We start from the raw sequence: 16,723 nt of genomic DNA on the forward strand, positions 1-16,723 counted from the left end.
GGATGCGGGCCCAGGATGCGTCGGTGAGTTCGTGTCGGCCGACCATCACTCGAGCCTGAACCACACCGATGAAAGATCGCCAGGACAGGCCCTAGAAGGACCACCCTTCCCCCCACGCCTCGCAGGCTCGGCGCGGGCCCCTGAAGGGCGGCCGTTCCAGCACGTCACCGGGCGCCGGTCCAGCACGTCACCGAGGGCCGGTCCAGCACGTCACCACGCTCCGCCGAGGGCCGCTCCCGCACCGCGGGGGCGGCCCTCGGCCGTGTCCGGGGTCAGCCGCCCCGCGGCGCGTACATGATCACGGCGACGCCGAGCAGGCAGATCAGCGCCCCGAGGACGTCGAAGCGGTCCGGCCGGTAGCCGTCCAGCGCCATGCCCCAGGCCAGGCTCCCGGCGACGAAGACCCCGCCGTAGGCGGCCAGGATCCGGCCGAAGGTGGCGTCCGGCTGCAGGGTGGCGACGAAGCCGTAGGCGCCCAGGGCCACCACCCCCAGGCCGATCCAGAGCCAGCCGCGGTGCTCTCGGACGCCCTGCCAGACGAACCAGGCGCCGCCGATCTCGAGCACGGCGGCGGCGAGGAACAGGACGATGGAGCGGGCGACGAGCACGGGCGGATGCTCCCAGCCGGAGCGGTGCCGGGTGCGGGCGCGTGGTGGACTCGGGGCGTGACCGTCCGCGCCGTCCCGTCCGTCTTCGTCCGCGCGCACACCCAGGTCCGGCGGCCCTCCTCGGTGCCGGAGGTCCGGCTGCACGTGGCCGACGACGTGGTCGCGCTGTGGGAGGCGATGGAGGCCGCGGACGGCGGTGCGGGGGAGGCCCCGCCGTTCTGGGCCGCGGCCTGGCCCGGCGGGCAGGCGCTGGCGCGGTACGTGCTCGACACCCCGGAGGCGGTGGCCGGGCGGGCCGTCCTCGACCTCGGGTCCGGCAGCGGGCTGGTGGCGCTGGCCGCCCGCCTCGCCGGCGCCCGCTCGGTGCTGGCCAGTGACGTCGACCCGTTCAGCCGGGCGGCGGTCGGCGTCAACGCCGGGCTCAACGGCATCGCCGGCGTCAGCGTGACCGGCGACGTCCTCGGCCGGGACCCCGCCGGCATCGACGTCGTCCTGGCCGGCGACGTCTGCTACGACCGGGAGATGACCGAACGGGTGCTGCCCTTCCTCGACCGGGCCCGCGCCCGCGGCTGCGAGGTCTACGTCGGCGACCCCGGCCGGCCGTACCTCCCGCACGACCGGCTCGAGCCGGTCGCGGTCCACGAGATCCCGGAGACCGAGGGCCCGGGGCTGCGGCGGACGACGGTCTGGCGGCTGCCCTGACCGAGGAGGTGGGGCGGGTGGGTGACGGTGCAGCCGTGCACGTCGGGACGTCGGGCTGGAGCTACGACCACTGGGACGGCGTCCTCTACCCGCCGGGCACCCCACCGCGCGACCGGCTGGCGCACTACGTGCGGCACTTCGGCACCGTGGAGCTCAACGCCAGCTTCTACCGCTGGCCGCGGACGGCGACCTTCGCCTCGTGGCGCCGGCGGCTGCCCCCGGGTTTCCAGCTGTCGGTCAAGGCCCCCCGCGGCCTGACCCACGCCAAGCGGCTGTACGCACCGGAGACGTGGGTCGGCCGGCTCACCGCGTGCTGGCACGAGCTCGGCGACCGGCGCGCCGTCCTGCTGGTGCAGCTGCCGCCCACCCAGGCCCGGGACGACGCCCGGCTGGACTTCTTCCTCGGCCTGCTGCCGGACTGGATGCGGGTCGCGGTGGAGTTCCGCCATCCCAGCTGGCACGACGAGGCGGTGTACGCGCTGCTCGAGCGGCACGGCGCGGCGTACTGCGTGATGAGCGGCGCCGGCCTGCCGTGCGTGCTGCGGGCCACCGCGCCGTTCGTCTACGTGCGGCTGCACGGCCCGGACGACGCGCACCTCTACGCCGGCTGCTACCCCGACGCCGACCTGCGCTGGTGGGCCGACCGGATCGGCGAGTGGGCGCGCGACGGCCGCGACGTCTACGCCTACTTCAACAACGACGGCCACGGGCACGCCGTGCGGAACGCCGAGACCCTGCGGGCGCTCGTCCCGCGCTGAGCCGGCGTCACTGCTTCCGCGGCGGCACCACCACCAGCGCGACGCCGAGCGCGGTGACCCCGATCCCCACGAGCGACAGCCCGCCGACCCGCTCGCCGAAGAGCAGGTACGCCTCGACGGCGGTGGCCACCGGCACGAGGTAGTAGAGGCTGGAGACGCCCGCGGCCGTGCCCCGGCGCAGCAGCAGGAGCAGCAGCAGGACGGCGCCGATCGACAGGAACAGCACCAGCCAGACGAACGCGGCGACGAACTCACCGGTCCACCGGATCGACATGTCCTCGGTCGCTCCCGCGATCACCAGCAGCACGGCCGCGGCCGCCGCGTACTGCACCGCCGTCCCCCAGACCAGCGGGATGCGGTCACCGTGCCGCTTCTGGTAGACGGTGCCGAGCGTCCCCGAGGCGAGTGCCACGAGACACGCGACGAGACCGGCCACCGGGAGCGGCTCGGCGGAGCCGGCGTCGGCGATGCCCGGGCCGACCACCAGCACGACGCCGCCAACACCGAGCGCCAGCCCGAGCCACTGGCGCGCCGCGGGCCGCTCGCCGAGCACCCGCGCGGCGAGGACGGCGGTGAGCACCGGTTGCAGGCTGACGATCACCGCTGCCACCCCCGCGGGCACACCGAGCGAGATGCCGTAGAAGACGCCGCCCAGGTATCCGCCGTGCAGCAGCAGCCCGGCGACCGAGGCGCGGCCGTACTGCGGGCGGGAGGCCATGCCGGCCGAGCGCAGTGCGACGGCGAGGACGCCGAGCAGGACCGCGGCGACGCCCAGGCGCAGGCTCAGGAAGGTGAACGGCTCGGCGTAGGGCAACCCGTACTTCGCCCCGACGAAACCGGTGCTCCACAGCAGGACGAACAGCGTCGGCCCACCCAGCGTCTGGACCCGCGAGGTCGTCCCCGTCATCGGCTCAGTCTGACGACGCCGGGACGATCACCGCCTCCGTGCCGCCATCCCGGCCGCGGGCGACCCGCACTGCCAGCAGCCCGTAGCCGAGCACGTTGGGCACCAGCGCGACGGCGTAGATGCCGGCCTGGACGGCGGGGCCGCCGACGTCGAGCCCGAGCGGCGCGAGGGCGTAGTGGCCGAGGAAGCCGCCGGTGTACGGGACCCCGCCGGCGCGCTCGCGCAGCGCCAGCTCCAGCTCGGTCAGCGGGCAGGGCGCCCCGGCCAGGTGCACCGCGAGGATCGCCGCGGCCACCGGCGCGTGCACCAGCAGGAAGCGCGGCCGGCGCAGCGCGACCAGCGCGCCGGTCACCATGAGGGCGACGGCGAGCGCGTGCACGAGCGCGACGAGGTGTGCCACCACCACGTTGCCAGCCTGGCACGCCCCGGAGCGCGCCGGCCGCCCGCGAGCGCGAGGATGGGGGCATGAGCGAGCACGACGCCGGCGGGCGTGAGACCGGGTCCGGAAGCCGGGTGAGCCGGTCGGTCGAGGAGTTCGTCGGCCAGCTGCGCGCGTTCACCGACCGCGCACGCGGAGCGGTGCCCTTCTCGATGCCGCGGCTGCCCTCGCCGCCCGGGGCGATGTCGGCGGCACAGCTGCGCGCCATCGACCGGGCGGTGCGCAGCCAGCGGCAGCAGATCGCGGCGATGACCGCCCAGCTGCAGGCCTTCGACGAGCAGCTGGCCGTCTTCGAGCGGATCCTCGACCCGCTGGTGGAGTGGAGCGCCACCTGGGCGCGGCTGGAGGAGTCGGTGGCCGACCTGGTCCGCCGGCCCGGCGATCCCGACGACGGGACGGCGGGGACGACGCCGCCTCCCTGAGCTACCGCTGATCGCGCCGCAGCGGGTGGTCGGGCGGCACCTCCACCAGCACGATGCGCACGCCCTCGGGGTCGGCGACCCACGCCTCGACCAGGCCCCACGGCTCGGTCCGCGGGTCGCGCAGCACCGTCGTCCCGGTGGCGCGCAGCCGCTCGACCTCGGCGGCGACGTCGCGCACCTGCACCCACAGCGCCATGCCGCGCGGCGGCTCGTCGCCGGGACCGGAGACCTCGAGCAGGCCGTTGCCGAGGAAGAACACCACCCCGGGGTGCTCGGGCGGCCCGAACTCGCGGTGCACCGCGAGCCCCAGCACGTCGCGGTAGAAGGCCTGCGACCGCGCGGGGTCGACCGGCCGGAGGAGGACCCGGCTGCTCAGCACGTCCACGGGGGCATCATCGCGGCAGGACCGCACACCGATGCGAGGAGGGACGCCGTGGCGCAGCGCTACGAGTACCGGGTGGTCGAGCTCCGCGAGGGGCTCATCGGCGGCAAGATGTCGGGTGACAAGCTGGAGAAGGTGCTCAACCAGCACGCCCGCGAGGGGTGGCAGCTCAAGGCGATCACCTCGGTCGAGGTCAAGGGCCGGCTCGGCCCGGGCGGTGTCGAGGGCGTGCTGGTGACGCTGGAGCGCCCGACGAGCTGACCGATCCTGCGAGGAGGGCCCGTGCCCGACGCCGCCGAGGCTCGCGCCCGGCTGCGCGCGGACTGCACCCGCTGCGCCGGGCTGTGCTGCGTGGCCCCGGCGTTCGCCGCCTCGGCCGACTTCGCCATCGACAAGCCGGCCGGGCACGCCTGCCCGAACCTGCGGGACGACGACCGCTGCGGCATCCACGCCGAGCTGCGCGAGCGCGGCTTCCCCGGCTGCACGGTCTTCGACTGCTTCGGTGCCGGGCAGCAGACGGTGCAGGTGACCTTCGCCGGCGCCCCGCGCTGGCGGGACTCCCCGGAGCAGGCGGCGGCGGTGTTCGCGGCTTTCGGCGTCCAGCGGCTGCTGCACGAGCTGCTCTGGTACCTCGCCGAGGCGCTCGCCCTGGACGCCGCCGCGCCCCTGCAGGGGGAGCTGGCCGCCACGCACGGACGGGTCGAGCGGCTGACCGCCGCGGACGCCGGAGAGCTCGCCGGCGTGGACGCCGGGGTCCTGCAGGCGGAGGCCGGTGCGCTGCTGCTGTCGGTCAGCGAGCTGGCGCGGGCCGGCGTCCGGCCGAGGGCGGGGGGCCGGCGCCGGGCCGACTGGCGCAACGCCGACCTGGTGGGCGCCGACCTGCGTCGCGCGGACCTGCGGGGTGTCAGCCTGCGCGGTGCCCTCCTGATCGGGGCGGACCTGCGCGGTGCCGACCTGCACCGGACCGACCTGCTCGGTGCTGATCTGCGGGGCGCGGACGTGCGCGGTGCCGACCTCTCCGGCGCGCTGTTCCTCACCCGGCGCCAGGTGGCCGGCGCCCGCGGGGACGCCGCGACCTCGCTGCCCGCCGGGCTGGAGTTCCCGCCGCACTGGGGCCCGCGGTGAACGACGCCGAGCGGTGGGTCCAGCGGCACCGGGGCGGCGCCGCACCGGCCGACGTCCTCGCCTTCGCCGACCGGCTGCCCGGCGTGGCGGTCGAGGAGGTGACCGGCCGCTGGCGGGGGGCCGAGCTGCCCACCGGCTCACCGCTGGACGGGCTGCTGAGCGCGCACCGGTGGTGGGGCAAGGAGGTGGTCGACCCCGACACCGTGCACCCGCTGCTCGTCGCCGACCGGGCGGGCCGGCCGCGGCCGGTCGACCCGGCGCCGGCCCCGCTGACCCTGCTGCGCCGCGCACCCGGCCTGGCCCGCAGCGCCCCGGCCCGGCTGGCGTTCACCGTCGCCCGGCCGCTGCTGACCACCCGTCGTCCCACCGCCCGGCTGCGCCTGGTGGTGCACCGTGGCGTGCCCACCGCGGCGCTGGTCTACGACCGGCTGCCCGTGGTCGACGTCTTCCGCCGGGTGGGTCCGGACCTGCTGCTCGGGCTGATGGACATGCGGGGACTGCGGGACCCGTTCGCCTTCCTGCTCCAGCGCGCTCGCGGCTGACGACCCAGGAAACCGAGCGCCCCAGGACACCGAGGCAACGTGGTTCCGCGGGCAGCCCGCCCGCCATCCACGCCGTCCTGGTGCGCGCCGTCGGCCGGGGAGGACCACCGGCGGACGGTCAGGCGGGGGGCGCGTCGTCCTCCGGGCGGTCCTTGGTCCCGGGCGCACGGCGGCGCAGGAAGCCGGCGACCGTGCCGACCCGGTCGGTGGCCTGGCGCAGCCCGTGCACCAGCGGGAGGAGGTCGTCGGAGACGGTGCGCAGCGTGTCGGGCAGGGTGTCGACGGCCGGGTCGTCGAGCACCCGGCCCACCCGCTCGAGCCCGGGCCGCAGCGCCCGCACCGGTTCTTCCAGCTCGTCGACCAGGCCCTCGAGCCGCTCGGCGGTCCGCTGCGCGGACGCGATGGTCTCGGTGGCCACCCGCGTGGCCGTGATCAGCTCCCGGACGGCGCTGTTGAGGTCGGCCAGCGTCCGCGGCAGCTGGGCCATCGCCTCGGTCTGCTTCTGCAGGACGTCGACCAGCTCGGACAGGCCGGGGATGCGGGGGAGGCCCAGCCCGCGGAGGGGGTCCACGGCACCACCGTCCGCGAGCGGGGCCGTCGCCGCAACCCGCAGCCGCCCCGGGCCGGTGCGGCCGCCGCGTTCCCTGCGTCCTCCCCGGGGCATCGGCGCCCCCTCGCCGCGCTGCGCGGTGTGCAGGCCCTGGGAGACGGGACCATGCTGCGCCGGCCGTCCCGCTACAGCGCCTTGAGGATGTCCTCCACCCGCTCGCGGGCGTCGCCGAAGAGCATCCGGGTGTTGTCCCGGAAGAACAGCGGGTTCTGCACGCCGGCGTACCCGGTGCTCATCGACCGCTTGAAGACGACGACGTGCCCGGCCTCCCACACCTGCAGCACCGGCATGCCGGCGATCGGGCTGCCCGGGTCCTCGAGAGCGGCCGGGTTGACCGTGTCGTTGGCGCCGATGACCAGCACCACGTCGGTCTTGGCGAGGTCGTCGTTGATCTCGTCCATCTCCAGGACGATGTCGTAGGGCACCTTCGCCTCGGCCAGCAGCACGTTCATGTGCCCGGGCAGCCGGCCGGCGACCGGGTGGATGCCGAACCGCACCGCCACGCCCTTCTCGGTCAGCGTGCGGGTGAGTTCCGCGACGGGGTACTGGGCGTGGGCCACCGCCATCCCGTAGCCGGGTGTGATGACCACCGACTCGGCCTCGCGCAGCAGGTCGGCGACCTCCTCGGCGGTGATCTCGGTGTGCTCGCCGTCCTCGGTGCCGGAGGCCGTGCTGCCCTCGTTGCCGAAGCCGCCGGCGATGACCGAGAGGAACGACCGGTTCATCGCCCGGCACATGATGTAGCTGAGGTAGGCACCCGAGGAGCCGACCAGCGCGCCGGTGATGATCAGCAGGTCGTTGTCCAGCAGGAAGCCCGAGGCCGCGGCAGCCCAGCCCGAGTAGCTGTTGAGCATCGAGACGACGACCGGCATGTCCCCGCCGCCGATCGAGGCGACCAGGTGCCAGCCGAGCGCGAGGGCCAGCACCGTGACGGCGGCCAGCAGTCCCAGCCCGGGGGAGACGACGAAGGCGACGGTCAGCGCGGCGAAGGCGACCAGCGCGCCCAGGTTGAGCCAGTTGCGGCCGGGCAGCATCAGCGGGTTGCTCTTGATCCGCGCCGAGAGCTTGAGGAACGCGACGATCGAGCCGGTGAGGGTGACCGCGCCGATGAAGACCCCGATCACCACCTCGGCGGAGTGGATGCCCAGCAGGTCGGCCGGCACCTCGGTCTGCTCCCCAGCGTTCGCCTCGACCGACAGGTAGCCGTTCCACCCGACCAGGACGGCGGCCAGGCCGACGAAGCTGTGCAGCAGCGCGATCAGCTCGGGCATGCCGGTCATCGCGACCCGGCGGGCCCGCCACAGCCCGATCGCGGCGCCGCCGGCCATGGCGACGACGATCAGCCCGACGGCGGTGGCCCCGGTGCTGCGGGCGGCGAGCCCGACGGTGGCGGCCAGCGCGACCGCCATGCCGGCGATGCCATACCCATTTCCGGCCCGCGCCGTCTCGTGCCGGGACAGCCCGGTGAGGCTGAGGACGAAGAGCAGGGCGGCGACGATGTAGGCCGCGGCGGCGGCGGACGTGGCGGTCATGTCAGCTCCTCGTGAACATGCCGAGCATGCGGCGGGTCACGGCGAAGCCGCCGAAGACGTTGATGCTGGCGACCAGCACGGCGACCGTGGCGAGCACGGTGACCAGGGCGCTGGTGTGGCCGATCTGCAGCAGGGCGCCGACCACGATGATCCCGGAGATCGCGTTGGTGACGCTCATCAGCGGGGTGTGCAGCGCGTGGTGCACGTTGCCGATCACGTAGAAGCCCACGACGACCGCCAGCGCGAACACCGTCAGGTTGCCGATCAGCTGGTTCGGCGAGAAGGCGGCGGCCAGGAACAGCAGCAGCGCCGCCACGCCGACGACGGCCGCGGTGCGCGCGGGGGAGCGCGGCGTCTTCGGTGCCGGGGGCGGTGCGGCCGGGCGCGGCGCGGGTGCCGCGGCCGGCGTCGCGGACACCTGCACCGGGGGCGGGGGCCAGAGCAGCTCGCCGTCCCGCGCCACCGTCATCGAGCGCTGGACGACGTCGTCGAGGTCGAGGACCAGCCGCCCGTCCTTGCCGGGGGTGAGCAGCTTGACCAGGTTGACCAGGTTGGTGCCGAACAGCTGCGAGGCCTGGCCGGGCAGCCGGCCGGGCAGGTCGGTGTAGCCGATGATCGTGACCCCGTTCGGGGTGACGACGACCTCGTCGGGCACCGAGCCGGCCACGTTGCCGCCCTGCGCGGCGGCCATGTCGACCACCACGCTGCCCGGCGACATCGACGCCACCATCTCCTCGGTGATCAGCCGCGGCGCCGGCCGGCCGGGGATGAGCGCGGTGGTGATCACGATGTCGACCTCGCGGACCTGCTCGGCGTACATCGCCGCGGCCCGCCGGTCGTAGTCGGCGGAGGTGACGCTCGCGTACCCGGTGCCGCCCCCGCTGTGCTCCTCGTCGGCCGGCACCCCGACGTACTGGCCGCCCATGGAGGCGATCTGCTCGGCGACCTCCGGCCGGACGTCGGTGGCCCGCACGACCGCGCCCAGGCTGCTGGCCGCGCCGATGGCGGCCAGCCCCGCGACGCCCGCGCCGACGACCAGGACCGTCGCGGGGGGCACCTTGCCGGCCGCGGTCACCTGTCCGGTGAAGGAGCGGCCGAAGGCGTGCGCGGCCTCGATGACCGCCCGGTAGCCGGCGATGTTGGCCATCGAGCTGAGCACGTCCAGGGACTGGGCCCGGCTGATCCGGGGGACGGCGTCGATCGCCAGCGCGGTGATCGGGCGGCTGGCCAGCGTCGCGAGCAGGTCGGGGTCGAGCGCGGGGGCCAGCGTGCTGACCAGGACCGCGCCCTCCCGCAGCCGGCCGACCTCCTCGACGGTCGGCTTGGCCACGTGCAGGACGACGTCGGCGCCCCACGCCTGGTCGGCCGTCCCCACCCGGGCGCCGGCCTCGCGGTAGCCGTCGTCGGGGAAGCTGGCGGCCGACCCGGCTCCGGTCTCCACCAGGACGTCGTGGCCCAGCGCGGTCAGCTGGCGCACGGTGGTCGGCGTCGCCGCCACGCGGGTCTCGCCGGGGCGGGTCTCCCGAGGCACTCCGATGAGCACGTCCGGTTCCTCCTGCACGGGTCGCTCGCCGCCCGTCTCCGGTGACGGTGCGGTCCGGTACAGCGGTGGTGCACGCCGGTGGGCGGGCGATCCGGGACGGCGTGCACTGGTGGCGCAGCCGAGGAGATCATGCCGAACCGTGGAACAGCTCCGTGAGCGGGCTGCGTCACCCTCTGCTGCGAGCGCGCCGACCGGCCTGGGCGTCGGGGCCCGGAGCCCCCGCAAGGGTGAGGACCTCCCTTCCGGGCTGGAAGCCGCAACCCCTCCTGGCGTACTCCTCTGCAGACGGACGAGCGGCACGGACGCCGGTCGCCGTGGGTCGGCCGAGGGGGACGCGTGGCAGCGACGACGGGAACCGCTGGACCGCTGGTGCCACCGGAGGTCGTCTCGTCGGTCTTCTACGGGGCCGCGGTGAGCGACACGCTGGTGCTCCTGGTCGTCGAGGTCGTGGACGGCACGCCCCGGATCGCCTGGGGCAACGAGGGCGCGACCCACCTGCTCGGCTACGGGATGGACGACCTGCGGTCGCTGTCGCTCGCCGCGCTGGTGCCCTCGCTGCGCGGCGCGGAGGTGGGGCTGCTGCTCCGCCGCGAGCGCAGCGCGCGCATGAACCTGCCCGTCCGCACCGCCAGCGGCGCCCTGGTCGGGGTGCTCGTGCTGTGCACCCCGACGCCGAGCGGGCGGACGTGGACGCTGCAGCTGGTCCCGGCCGACAGCTTGTCCGAGCGGGTCCTGCGGGCCACCACCGAGGCCTCCGCGCAGCGCCTTGCCACGCTGACCGAGCGCTCCCCGGTGCCCACGCTGCTCTCCGAGCAGGGCATGCGCCTGGCGCACGTCAACGACGCCTTCTGCAACCTGGTCGGGCTGCAGGCCGAGCAGCTGCTGGGCACCGGCTGGATGGCCACGGTGCACCCCGACGACCTCGACGGCGTCATCGAGCAGGTCGTCGCCGTCCTCGGGGGGCGCGACGGGGAGACCAGGGCCCGGCTGGGCCGCACGGACGGCACCGAGCGGACGACGGTCATCCGCTTCGCGCAGCTGTTCACCCCCGGCGTCGGGGCCGGTTTCGTCGCCACCATCGAGGACGTCACCGACCGGCTGGCCGTCGAGGCCCGGCTCGCGCACCACGCCTCCCACGACCCGCTCACCGGGCTGCCCAACCGCACCCGGCTCGCCGAGCACGTGGCCGGACGGTTCCGTCCCGGTGCCGGCGGCCTGGCCGTCATCTTCCTCGACCTGGACGACCTCACGGTCGTCAACGAGTCGCTCGGCCACGCGGCCGGCGACGAGTTGCTCGTGGAGGTCGCCGCCCGGCTGCGCGCCACCGTGCGGCCCGGCGACCTGGTGGCCCGCTTCGGCGGCGACGAGTTCGTCGTGGTCTGCGAGGGCGTGGACGCGGCCGACGCGGTGGCCCTGGCGGAGCGGATCGGCGCGGCGCTGGCGTTGCCGGTGCGCCTGTGCGGGGTCGACGTCCGCCCGCACGCCAGCGTGGGCGTCACCGTGCAGACCGCTGAGCACTGCGCGGCCGAGGACCTGATCCGCGACGGCGACATCGCGGTGTGCCAGGCCAAGGCCGGCGGCAGGGGCCGGATCACCGTGCTCGACCAGCGGGCCCGGGCCGAGGCGCGGGACAGGCTGCGGCTGGTCGCCGAGCTGCGCGAGGCGATCGAGCGCAGGGAGGTCACGCTGCACTACCAGCCGATCTTCCGCGCCGACGACGGCACCCCGGTGGCCGTCGAGTCGCTGGCCCGCTGGCACTCCCCGCTGCGCGGCCCGATCAGCCCGGCGGTGTTCGTCGCGCTGGCCGAGGAGAGCGGGCTGATCGGCGCGCTCGGCCTGCTGGTGCTCGACGAGACCTGCCGCCAGCTGGCCGAGTGGGACCGCCTCCTGGACGACGCCGCCCCGCAGCGGGCCAACGTCAACGTCTCGGCGCTGCCGCTCGACGACCGGCTGCAGGGCCACGTGCTCGCCGCCCTGGAGCGGCACGGGCTGCACCCGTCGCGGCTGTCGATCGAGATCACCGAGTCCGCCTTGGTGGAGGACCCGTCCGCGGCCCGCGAGGTGCTCGTGCAGCTGCGCGACCTCGGCGTCTCGCTGGCCATCGACGACTTCGGCACCGGCTGCTCGTCGCTGGCCCACCTGCGCCACCTGCCGGTGGACGTCCTCAAGGTGGACCGCTCGTTCGTCGCCGAGCTCGCCGACGGGCACGCCGAGATCGCCTCGGCGGTCATCGCGCTGGCCCGCAGCCTCGACCTGACGACCGTGGCGGAGGGCGTGGAGACCGCGGAGCAGGCGGCGCGGCTCGCCGACCTCGGGGCCGGCTTCCTGCAGGGCTTCGCCCTCGCCCGGCCGATGACCGGCCGCCGCGCCGCTGCCTGGTACGCCGCCTCCGCCCGATGACCGTCAGCCGCCTCGTCCCCCCGGGAGCAGCCGTGCGCACGACCCCGCCCGCCACCCCGTCCGCCGACCTCGAGGCGGTGCTGAGCAGCATCGACACGATGGCCGCGCAGCAGCCGATCGCCGCGCGGATCGTGGCGATGGCCGACTCCGACGACACCGACGCGCGCACCCTCGCCCGGACCCTGGCCTCCGATGTCGCGCTGGCCGGCCGGGTTCTGAAGCTGGCCAACTCCGCCTACTTCGGCATGCGGGGGCGGGTCGGCTCGCTGCAGATCGCGGTCACCGTCGTCGGCTTCCCCACCGTGCGCACCATGGCCACCGTCGCGCTGGCCGGCCTGGACGACGAGTCGCGGCTGCCCGAGGGGTTCTGGGGGATGAGCAGCTGCGTCGCACTGGGCGCCGCCACCCTCGCCCCGCGGTTCGGCGAGCGCCCGCAGGACGCCCTGTGCCTGGGCCTGCTGGCTCCGCTCGGCGTCGCGCTGCTCCACCACACCGACGCCGACGGCTACGCCGAGCTGACCGCCGCCGAGCCGACCGCCGCGGGTCGCCGCGCGGCGGAGGTGCGCCGCTACGGCATCCACGCCCACCGGCTCACCGCGGTGGCGCTCGAGCAGTGGGGGTTCCCGCCGAGCATGGTCACCCCGCTGGGCGCGGTCGACGACTGCAGCAGGCCGGAGGGTGCGCTGCTCCGGGCGGCGCTGGAGCTGGCGGCCCGGCTGACGGCCGGGGACCACGTGCCGGTGCCGGTCGAGCAGCTCACCGGCGGTCAACTGCGCGAGGACGCCGTCCCGCCGGTGCTGGAGCGGGTGCGCGCCGAGGCCGACGAGCTGCGCCTGGCGATGCTGGGGGAGTAGGGCGTCTCACGGCCCGGCGGCCTGCACCCGGTCGGCCACGTCGCGCAGGACCGCCGGCCAGTCGTCGATGCCGTAGTCCCGGCCCATGCGGACGACGACCACGTCGGTGGCGGGGTCGACGTAGACGTACTGGCCCTTGTTGCCGCGCGCGGAGAAGCGCCCCTCCCGCTCCGTGTCGACCCACCACCAGTACTGGTAGTGCTCGGCCGGGTCCGCAGAGGTGTCGCGGGCGGTGGCCTCGGCGACCCAGGCCGCCGGCACCACCTGGCGGTCGCCCACGCGGCCCTCGTGGGCGAACAGGTACCCGAAGCGGGCGTAGTCCACGGCCCGGGCGTTGAAGCCGCTCTCCATCTTCGGGAAACCGGAGGCCTCGCTGTCGGCGCTCCACGACGCGTCGGCCTCGGCGCCGAGCGGCTGCCACAGCACCTCGCTCGCGTAGTCCGCCACCGGGGTCCCGGTGGCCCGCTCCAGGACCAGCCCCATGAGCAGCGGGTTGTAGTTGTCGTAGTGCCAGCGGACGCCCGGGGCCTCGTCGATCCGCACCGAGAGGGCCGTCGCGCGCAGGTCGGGCGAGTAGTAGGTGACCGAGTCGTCGCTCCACGGCAGCCCCTGCTCCTCGTAGTGCAGCCCCGACGACATGGTGATCAGGGACCGCAGGGAAACCCGGGCGAAGTCGGGGTCGCGGTCCAGCAGTTCGGGCACGTAGGCAGTGACCGGGTCGTCCAGGCTGCCGATCTCCCCGCGGTCGAGCGCGATGCCGACCAGGGTCGAGAGGATCGACTTCGCGACGGAGAACGACGTCTGGGTCGCCTCCCGGCCGCCGCCGTGCAGGTACCGCTCGTCGACGCGCTCGTCCCCGCGGAGCACGAGGAAGGCCTGCGTCCCGGTGCGCTCGAGCAGGGCGTCCAGGTCCTCGGTGTGGCCGTCGGGCAGGGTCACCTCGTCGAGGACGCCGACGGGCAGGGACCCCGGCCGGAGTTCCAGGGTCCGCGGCCCCGCCGGGACCGGCAGCGCCGGGAAGCGCCGCCAGTCGTCGACGTCGGCGTCGCGCCAGATGACCGCCCGCGCGACCGCGGAGGAGTCGAGCGCGGCCAGCGCCCAGAGCTGCACGCCGGCGCCGGTCACCGCCAGGAAGGCCAGGGCCGCGACCAGCGCGGTGACCGGCCGCCCGCGCCGACGGCGGACGAGCCGGGCGGCGCCCCAGGCGGCAAGGCCGGCGGCCGCGAGGAGCAGCGGCACGAGCAGCGGGGAGGTGAGCACACCGGGAGGCTAGGGAGGCGGACCGGCGCCCGGGCGTGCGGGCCGCCGGCGCCCGTTCCCGCAGGCGGCAGCGGCCGGCGCCCTCCGAGAGGACGCCGGCCGCAGCTCCTTGCTGGCTACCCGGTGTAGGGCGCGCCCAGCGGGTCGACCGTCTCGTGCGCGTCGACGTCCTCGGCCAGGCGGGACAGCGCCCAGTCGCCGTCGCCCAGGACGTGGTCGATCGCGGTGAGCCGGCTGGTGTGGTGGCCGACCGTGTACTCGGCGGTCACCCCGATCCCGCCGTGCAGCTGGATCGCCTCCTTGCCGATGTGCCGGCCGGCGCGGCTCGTCTGCAGCCGGGCGCGATCGGCCGCGGCGATGACGTCCCCGCCGGCGTCGACGACCATCGACGCCCACAGCGCGGTGCTGCGGGCCAGCTCGAGCGAGACGTACATGTCCGCGGCGCGGAAGGTGAGCGCCTGGAACCGGTTGAGCGTCACGCCGAACTGCTTGCGGGTCTTGAGGTACTCGGCGGTGGTGCGCAGCGCCGTGTCCATCGACCCGATGGCCTCGTGGGCGTAGGCGATGCGCGCCTCGGCGAGCACCCGCTCGATCTGTGCGGTCCGGTCGGCAGTGCCCTCGCCGAGCAGCTCGGCCGGGGTGCCCTCGAAGCGGACGTTCGCCGCGCGGCCACCGTCGTGGGTGCGGTAGCCGGTGCGGGTCAGGCCCGCCGCGTCGCCGCGGACGAGGAACAGCGCCGTGCCGCCCTCGACGACCGCGCTCACCACGAGGACGTCGGCCCGCGCACCGTTGAGGACCGGCTCCTTGACGCCGGTGAGCGTCCAGGAGCCGCCGTCCTGCGTGGCGGTGACGGCCGCGGCCGACGGGCTCCAGCGGGTGCCGGGCTCGGCGTGCGCGACGGCGGCCAGCGTCGTCCCCTCGGCGATGCCGGCGAGGACCTCGGCCTTCTGGGCGTCGGTGCCGACGGCGGCGACCAGGCCGCCAGCCAGCACGACCGCCTCGACGAAGGGCTCGGGTGCGAGCACCCGGCCGATCTCCTCGGCGACGACCGCGACCTCGATCGGCCCGGCGCCCATGCCGCCGTGCTCCTCGGCGAAGGGCAGGCCCAGCAGCCCCATCTCGGCCAGCCGCGACCAGGTCTTCTCGTCGAAGCCCGGATCGCTCGCGGTCACCCGGCGGCGCTGCTCGCCGTCGCCGTAGGCGCGCTCCAGCAGACCGCGCACGGCCCCCCGGAGGTCGTTCTGCTCACTGTCGAAGGTGAAGTCCACGGTTGCCTCAGAGCCCCAGGATCGTGCCGGCGATGATGGTGCGCTGCACCTCGTTGGAGCCTCCGTAGATGGAGACCTTGCGGTAGTTCAGGTAGTGCGGCGTCGCGACGCGCGCCCAGTCCGGGACCTCGGAGCCCTCGTCGGCGAACGAGGACAGCGAGAGCGGGCCGGCGATGTCGACGACGAGCTCGGTGGCGGCCTGCTGCAGCTCCGAGCCGCGGAGCTTGAGCACCGACGAGGCCGGGTGCGGCTTGCCGTCGGCGGAGGTGGCGACCACGCGCAGCGCGGTGAGCTCGAGGGCGAGCAACTCGTTCTCCAGCTCGGCGATGCGCGCTGCCGTGCGCGGGTCCTCGAGCAGCGGGCGGCCGCCGACGGTGACCTCGCGCGCGTGGGCCTTGGCCTGGACCAGCATGCGCTTGGTGGAGCCGATCCGGGCGATGCCGACCCGCTCGTTGCCGAGCAGGAACTTGGCGTAGTCCCAGCCGCGGTTCTCCTCGCCGATGAGGTTCTCCGCCGGCACGCGGACGTCCTCGAAGAAGACCTCGTTGACCTCGAAGCCGCCGTCGAGCAGCTCGATGGGCCGCAGGGTGACCCCGGGGGTGTCCATCGGGAACACCAGCAGCGAGATACCGCGCTGCTTCTTCTCCGCGGTCGGGTCGGTGCGGACCAGGCAGAAGATCCAGTCGGCGTGCTGGCCGAGCGTCGTCCAGGTCTTCTGGCCGTTGACGACCCAGTCGTCGCCGTCGCGGACGGCGGTGGTGCGCAGGCTGGCGAGGTCGGAACCGGCGTCGGGCTCGGAGAAGCCCTGGCACCACCAGATGTCGAGGTTCGCCGTCGCCGGCAGGAACCGCTCCTTCTGCTCCTGGTTGCCGAACGCCGCGATGACCGGGCCGATCATGCTGGTGTTGAAGGCCAGCGGCTCGGGGACGCAGGCCAGCTGCATCTCCTCGCGCCAGATGTGGCGCTGCAGCGGCGACCAGTCCTTGCCACCCCACTCGACCGGCCAGTGCGGCACCGCGAGGCCGGCGGCGTTGAGCACCCGCTGGCTCTCGACGTACTGCTCCTTGGTCACGTGCCGGTGAGCCGCGACGGTGTCCCGGATCTCCTGGGGCACCTGGGTGGTGAAGAACGTCCGCATCTCCTCCCGGAAGGCCTCCAGCTCCGGGGACAGTTGCAACCGCATCGGACCTCTCTCCTGACGTCGGCCACCCTCGTCGTCACTGCGTCTCGCAGGGTGGGGGACCGACGATCCCACACGAGCTACCGGCCGGTAGCCCCCGGGGCGCGGTGGGCGGCGTGGCGTGTCCTCGGCGGCGCGTCGTGCTCCGTCGGTGTGCGCCGCTGAGCAGTTTCCGCGCCGCTGGCTGCGCA

At 75.0% G+C, this 16,723-nt stretch carries 18 protein-coding genes; 8 read left to right on the plus strand and 10 right to left on the minus strand.

Annotated elements, in window-relative coordinates; all coding sequences use genetic code 11:
• Window positions 1–272: 272 nt before the first annotated feature.
• Complete coding sequence (locus BUB17_RS02345) at window positions 273–608, minus strand: YnfA family protein (RefSeq protein ID WP_072913642.1); 336 nt, start codon at window positions 606–608, stop codon at window positions 273–275.
• 57 nt (window positions 609–665) lie between these two features.
• Between BUB17_RS02345 and BUB17_RS02350 the strand changes: the two genes are divergently transcribed.
• The gene (locus tag BUB17_RS02350; protein ID WP_072912674.1) at window positions 666–1,310 is read left to right on the plus strand and encodes a class I SAM-dependent methyltransferase; all 645 of its coding nucleotides are present in this window, start codon (window positions 666–668) and stop codon (window positions 1,308–1,310) included.
• 17 nt (window positions 1,311–1,327) lie between these two features.
• Window positions 1,328–2,068: a DUF72 domain-containing protein gene (locus BUB17_RS02355; RefSeq protein WP_244276832.1), complete on the plus strand. Its 741-nt coding sequence runs from the start codon at window positions 1,328–1,330 to the stop codon at window positions 2,066–2,068.
• A gap of 7 nt (window positions 2,069–2,075) precedes the next feature.
• On the opposite strand, the gene BUB17_RS02360 is transcribed toward BUB17_RS02355, so the two are convergent.
• Together BUB17_RS02360 and BUB17_RS02365 are read right to left on the minus strand one after the other, a co-directional pair.
• On the minus strand, window positions 2,076–2,975 hold the full coding sequence (locus BUB17_RS02360) for a DMT family transporter (protein ID WP_072912677.1): 900 nt from the start codon (window positions 2,973–2,975) through the stop codon (window positions 2,076–2,078).
• 4 nt (window positions 2,976–2,979) lie between these two features.
• Window positions 2,980–3,381 carry a DUF2784 domain-containing protein gene (locus BUB17_RS02365; protein ID WP_072912680.1) on the minus strand — a complete coding sequence of 134 codons (402 nt, stop codon included), beginning with the start codon at window positions 3,379–3,381 and terminating at the stop codon, window positions 2,980–2,982.
• A 59-nt stretch (window positions 3,382–3,440) separates the two neighbouring features.
• On the opposite strand from BUB17_RS02365, the gene BUB17_RS02370 reads away from it, so the two are divergent.
• Window positions 3,441–3,836 (plus strand): hypothetical protein, encoded by a 396-nt coding sequence (locus BUB17_RS02370; RefSeq protein WP_072912682.1) that lies wholly within the window; start codon window positions 3,441–3,443, stop codon window positions 3,834–3,836.
• A 1-nt stretch (window position 3,837) separates the two neighbouring features.
• Here BUB17_RS02370 and BUB17_RS02375 read toward each other — a convergent pair whose 3' ends face one another.
• On the minus strand, window positions 3,838–4,221 hold the full coding sequence (locus tag BUB17_RS02375; RefSeq protein ID WP_072912685.1) for a VOC family protein: 384 nt from the start codon (window positions 4,219–4,221) through the stop codon (window positions 3,838–3,840).
• Window positions 4,222–4,269: 48 nt separating this feature from the next.
• Between BUB17_RS02375 and BUB17_RS02380 the strand changes: the two genes are divergently transcribed.
• From BUB17_RS02380 to BUB17_RS02390, 3 genes are read left to right on the plus strand one after another with little or no spacing between them, the layout of a single operon-like run.
• Window positions 4,270–4,479, plus strand: a complete 210-nt coding sequence (locus tag BUB17_RS02380; RefSeq protein WP_072912688.1) for a DUF4177 domain-containing protein — start codon at window positions 4,270–4,272, stop codon at window positions 4,477–4,479.
• Between the two features lie 21 nt (window positions 4,480–4,500).
• On the plus strand, window positions 4,501–5,343 hold the full coding sequence (locus BUB17_RS02385; protein WP_072912691.1) for a pentapeptide repeat-containing protein: 843 nt from the start codon (window positions 4,501–4,503) through the stop codon (window positions 5,341–5,343).
• Window positions 5,340–5,885, plus strand: coding sequence for a DUF4334 domain-containing protein (locus tag BUB17_RS02390; RefSeq protein ID WP_072912694.1), 546 nt, complete (start codon window positions 5,340–5,342; stop codon window positions 5,883–5,885). Before BUB17_RS02385 ends, BUB17_RS02390 begins: the two co-directional genes overlap by 4 nt.
• A gap of 118 nt (window positions 5,886–6,003) precedes the next feature.
• Here BUB17_RS02390 and BUB17_RS02395 read toward each other — a convergent pair whose 3' ends face one another.
• The 3 genes from BUB17_RS02395 to BUB17_RS02405 all read right to left on the minus strand — a co-directional run bounded on the left by BUB17_RS02395 (window position 6,004) and on the right by BUB17_RS02405 (window position 9,570).
• Window positions 6,004–6,456 carry a hypothetical protein gene (locus BUB17_RS02395; RefSeq protein WP_072912697.1) on the minus strand — a complete coding sequence of 151 codons (453 nt, stop codon included), beginning with the start codon at window positions 6,454–6,456 and terminating at the stop codon, window positions 6,004–6,006.
• 164 nt (window positions 6,457–6,620) lie between these two features.
• Window positions 6,621–8,027 (minus strand): Re/Si-specific NAD(P)(+) transhydrogenase subunit beta, encoded by a 1,407-nt coding sequence (gene pntB / locus BUB17_RS02400; protein WP_072912700.1) that lies wholly within the window; start codon window positions 8,025–8,027, stop codon window positions 6,621–6,623.
• Between the two features lies 1 nt (window position 8,028).
• Window positions 8,029–9,570, minus strand: a complete 1,542-nt coding sequence (locus BUB17_RS02405) for a Re/Si-specific NAD(P)(+) transhydrogenase subunit alpha (protein WP_072913649.1) — start codon at window positions 9,568–9,570, stop codon at window positions 8,029–8,031.
• Between the two features lie 336 nt (window positions 9,571–9,906).
• Here BUB17_RS02405 and BUB17_RS02410 point away from each other — a divergent pair, with 336 nt between their 5' ends.
• Complete coding sequence (locus BUB17_RS02410; protein ID WP_072912703.1) at window positions 9,907–11,970, plus strand: putative bifunctional diguanylate cyclase/phosphodiesterase; 2,064 nt, start codon at window positions 9,907–9,909, stop codon at window positions 11,968–11,970.
• Between the two features lie 32 nt (window positions 11,971–12,002).
• A complete protein-coding gene (locus tag BUB17_RS02415; protein ID WP_244276834.1) occupies window positions 12,003–12,824 on the plus strand; it encodes an HDOD domain-containing protein in 822 nt (273 codons plus the stop codon).
• A 6-nt stretch (window positions 12,825–12,830) separates the two neighbouring features.
• On the opposite strand, the gene BUB17_RS25310 is transcribed toward BUB17_RS02415, so the two are convergent.
• The 3 genes from BUB17_RS25310 to BUB17_RS02435 all read right to left on the minus strand — a co-directional run bounded on the left by BUB17_RS25310 (window position 12,831) and on the right by BUB17_RS02435 (window position 16,535).
• Window positions 12,831–14,084 (minus strand): serine hydrolase domain-containing protein, encoded by a 1,254-nt coding sequence (locus BUB17_RS25310; protein ID WP_083605957.1) that lies wholly within the window; start codon window positions 14,082–14,084, stop codon window positions 12,831–12,833.
• 116 nt (window positions 14,085–14,200) lie between these two features.
• Window positions 14,201–15,352 carry an acyl-CoA dehydrogenase family protein gene (locus BUB17_RS02430; protein WP_072912709.1) on the minus strand — a complete coding sequence of 384 codons (1,152 nt, stop codon included), beginning with the start codon at window positions 15,350–15,352 and terminating at the stop codon, window positions 14,201–14,203.
• A 7-nt stretch (window positions 15,353–15,359) separates the two neighbouring features.
• Complete coding sequence (locus BUB17_RS02435) at window positions 15,360–16,535, minus strand: acyl-CoA dehydrogenase family protein (protein ID WP_072912712.1); 1,176 nt, start codon at window positions 16,533–16,535, stop codon at window positions 15,360–15,362.
• Window positions 16,536–16,723: the final 188 nt, after the last annotated feature.

The sequence above is a fragment of the Geodermatophilus obscurus genome, assembly GCF_900143215.1.
Classification (GTDB): domain Bacteria; phylum Actinomycetota; class Actinomycetes; order Mycobacteriales; family Geodermatophilaceae; genus Geodermatophilus; species Geodermatophilus obscurus_A.

Bases quoted from the DNA above. Each gene is read 5' to 3' on its own strand.
- BUB17_RS02370 (WP_072912682.1), top strand. From the start codon at position 3,441: ATGAGCGAGCACGACGCCGGCGGGCGTGAGACCGGGTCCGGAAGCCGG.
- BUB17_RS02360 (WP_072912677.1), bottom strand. From the start codon at position 2,975: ATGACGGGGACGACCTCGCGGGTCCAGACGCTGGGTGGGCCGACGCTG.
- BUB17_RS02435 (WP_072912712.1), bottom strand. From the start codon at position 16,535: ATGCGGTTGCAACTGTCCCCGGAGCTGGAGGCCTTCCGGGAGGAGATG.
- pntB (WP_072912700.1), bottom strand. From the start codon at position 8,027: ATGACCGCCACGTCCGCCGCCGCCGCGGCCTACATCGTCGCCGCCCTG.